The organism is Moraxella caprae DSM 19149, from assembly GCF_000426885.1.
Lineage (GTDB): Bacteria > Pseudomonadota > Gammaproteobacteria > Pseudomonadales > Moraxellaceae > Moraxella > Moraxella caprae.
The window spans coordinates 1-2,918 of record NZ_AUGF01000086.1 but is presented as its reverse complement, the minus strand read 5'-3'; the positions used below and the strand labels follow the sequence as shown (position 1 = coordinate 2,918).

General features: G+C 34.8%; 4 protein-coding genes. 1 reads left to right on the top strand and 3 read right to left on the bottom strand.

All coding sequences use genetic code 11. The features are described 5' to 3' along the window. Positions 1 to 58 precede the first annotated feature (58 nt). Complete coding sequence (locus K941_RS15880; protein WP_084137769.1) at positions 59 to 694, bottom strand: LysR family transcriptional regulator; 636 nt, start codon at positions 692 to 694, stop codon at positions 59 to 61. Positions 695 to 834: 140 nt separating this feature from the next. Between K941_RS15880 and K941_RS0112250 the strand changes: the two genes are divergently transcribed. Continuing rightward, positions 835 to 1,689, top strand: a complete 855-nt coding sequence (locus K941_RS0112250; RefSeq protein ID WP_208854385.1) for a DNA-methyltransferase — start codon at positions 835 to 837, stop codon at positions 1,687 to 1,689. 60 nt (positions 1,690 to 1,749) lie between these two features. On the opposite strand, the gene K941_RS0112245 is transcribed toward K941_RS0112250, so the two are convergent. After that, a complete protein-coding gene (locus tag K941_RS0112245) occupies positions 1,750 to 2,481 on the bottom strand; it encodes a ScaI family restriction endonuclease (RefSeq protein WP_084137768.1) in 732 nt (243 codons plus the stop codon). Beyond that, complete coding sequence (locus K941_RS0112240; protein WP_029103821.1) at positions 2,450 to 2,704, bottom strand: helix-turn-helix domain-containing protein; 255 nt, start codon at positions 2,702 to 2,704, stop codon at positions 2,450 to 2,452. Before K941_RS0112240 ends, K941_RS0112245 begins: the two co-directional genes overlap by 32 nt. Positions 2,705 to 2,918: the final 214 nt, after the last annotated feature.

Genomic DNA, 2,918 nt, shown 5'->3' with positions numbered 1-2,918 from the left:
AGCGTTTGAATTTGGTGTCGGATAGGTGTGTGGAGGCTTCGTAGTTCATTGGGGTATTTTAGCATAGGAAGGGTTTTGCAGGAGGTCTATTATAAGAAAACATCGCAAAGGACAATTCACAAAAAGTCTCTGTGGTTAATTTTTTATTTGCCATCGGATGCGTTTTACTCATCGCACAAATATAGCGTTCGTCATAGAGTTTTTGTTGGTACATATCGGGCGTTAAATTATTTTGACTGACAAATGCCAAATCAATTTTATTTTGTTCAAATAAAGTTTTAACATTTTGCCCTTGCACAGGTAATAATGCCACTTGCACATTGGGAGCAAGCCGTCTTAATTTTAAAATTAAGGGAGCAACAATAATCGCTTGCACATAATCGGTCGCTCCAATCCGCAGGGTCATGGACAAATTGGCAGGTTCTAGCTTGGGTGGGGCGAGCATGGAATTCACGTCCTGCAAGACACGCTGAGCAATATGCCCAAGTTCAATCGCCCTGTCGGTGGGTTGCATACCATGCTGAACACGGACAAATAAGGGGTCATTAAAACTTATCCGCAAGCGATTTAAAATCCCGCTCATCGCAGGTTGGGTAACAGATAAGCGTTGTGCTGAACGACTGACATTGCATTCGTCTAATAATACGACAAAGGCTTTTAATAAGTTTAAGTCGAGTTTACGAAGGTCGGTCATTGTAGTAGGGGATAAGTAAACTTTTACTGAACATGATAACATAAATTTCTAATTTTAAAAATAATTTAATAAAATCAATAATTTAAAATACTTGTGTTATTGATATAGAAAGAATATTGACTATTCGTTGGAAATAGACTATGATAATCATCAGTCAAAAAATGAAAAATGTATTTATGAGTCCTATTGATCGTTTGCAGCATGTAAAAAAAATTTTAGGGGAGCCTGCCATTGAAAAAGATGGGGCTTTGATTTACCAAATGGATTGCTTAAAGGCAATGAGCATGCTATCAAGCAACTTAATTGACTTGACTATAACCTCACCTCCTTACAATATTGGTAAATCATATGAAGATCCTTTGGATTTAGATTCTTACCTAAAATGGTGTGAACAATGGATTGGAGAGATACATCGCTTAACAACTAATAGTGGTGCATTTTGGCTGAATCTTGGTTACTTAGCTGTTGATGATGTTGGATTGGCTGTTCCAATACCCTATTTGCTATGGAATCGTACTAATTTTTATTTTATACAGGAAATTGTTTGGAATTATTCTGCTGGTGTTGCTTGCAAAAAAAGGTTTTCTCCTCGCAATGAAAAGTTTTTATGGTATGTCAAAAATCCACATGATTACTTATTTAATCTAGATGAGGTTAGAGATCCAAATGTTAAATACCCTAACCAGAAGAAAAATGGAATATTAAAGTGCAATCCTTTGGGGAAAAACCCTTCTGATGTTTGGCAAATTAAAAAAGTTACTTCTGGAGCTAATCGTTCTTCAAAGGAGAGAACTAAGCACCCAGCTCAGTTTCCACTAGAATTAATAGAAAGAGTGATGAAAGCCAGTAGTAATATGGGAGATATTATTTTAGATCCATTTATGGGATCAGGTACTACTGCGGAAGTTGCCTTGAAAAACAATCGTTATGTTATTGGATTCGAGATACAGAGTGAGTACATAGATATTATAAGAGATAGACTAAATAAGGTATAACAAAAATAACTTAATAAAGCGGTATATATTATATTACCGCTTTTTTTATTAAATATTGATTTAACCTAGGTTTTCATAATTATTGTCTCTTAGCTTAATAATTTTCTTATTATCACCATTGTATGATTTTAAATCATAAAAAGTAAATATTTTATTTTCTTCTAGTAGAGATAATGTTGTACTTCCAACACCTTTTAACATAGCAACTGGAGTTTCTTTTATGTAACTCCCTCCAATAACCTGCATTTTGTATTGATACACTTCTGGTTTTAATGTTGCCGCCTGACCTGTTTGAGAGCTTTGAGGAATCCAGTCATCTTGATCGATCCATCCTATTCTTAGGCAAGTCATTCGTTTATGATAAAAATTAAGGGTAATATAAAAACCTGATTTGTCTTTAGTGTCTAAACTTCTGTCAACCCTCTGGTTGTAACTTCTATTTCCATATAGGCAATACCCCATCTGTCCAGATGTTTTCATTTCTGTTGAAAAATGAGAGTTTTCAATATAAACCAAGTCTTTATCATTTTTATTCAATTCCCCTCTCCATTGTTTTGGGTATTTTCTTTCAAGCTCATTGGCAAAAAGTTTCTGGAAGAAGTACCCAACAATTGTTGCAGGCAAATCAAATTCTTGCAAAGATATTTGGTTGCCAATAACAGTATCCCATACCTGTTGCCAAGCAATGATTGCAATTTCTAATATTTCAGATTGTTTCAAAGGATAAGAGTCTATGAGATTTTGAGTGATATTAGGCCAATTACTCATTGGTTGGTTTGCATAGGGAGACATAAGAATACTCCAATTCTAAATTTTCCATTAAAACGGATGGGGACACCTCTAGGGCTTTAGCAATCTGGACAATATTAATCAAACTCACATTCCTTTCCCCTCTTTCTACTGAGCCAATGTAGGTTCTATGCAACCCCGCTTTTTCAGCTAAACCTTCTTGAGAAAGTTGTTTTGAGTGACGAATATTTTTGATATTTTTGCCAAAAATTTTCAATGTGTTCATTTTTACATTATCTTTTTTTGATTACTATAAGTCTACACTCTATAAGTGGCATTTGATGATAATTTTGCATTTATATAGTTATCTTGCACTTTATTTTAATCATATTATTTAAATTATACTTATTAGACTTCCTGCAAAACTAGGCTTTCCGTTCGCCCCGAGCTTGTTGAGGGGTGGCGGAAAACCGTTATGGTTCGACAAGCTCACCACGAAC

What these genes read in the sequence shown, in the direction of transcription:
- K941_RS15880 (WP_084137769.1), bottom strand. Translation starts at nt 694, where the DNA reads ATGACCGACCTTCGTAAACTCGACTTAAACTTATTAAAAGCCTTTGTC.
- K941_RS0112240 (WP_029103821.1), bottom strand. Translation starts at nt 2,704, where the DNA reads ATGAACACATTGAAAATTTTTGGCAAAAATATCAAAAATATTCGTCAC.
- K941_RS0112245 (WP_084137768.1), bottom strand. Translation starts at nt 2,481, where the DNA reads ATGTCTCCCTATGCAAACCAACCAATGAGTAATTGGCCTAATATCACT.
- K941_RS0112250 (WP_208854385.1), top strand. Translation starts at nt 835, where the DNA reads ATGATAATCATCAGTCAAAAAATGAAAAATGTATTTATGAGTCCTATT.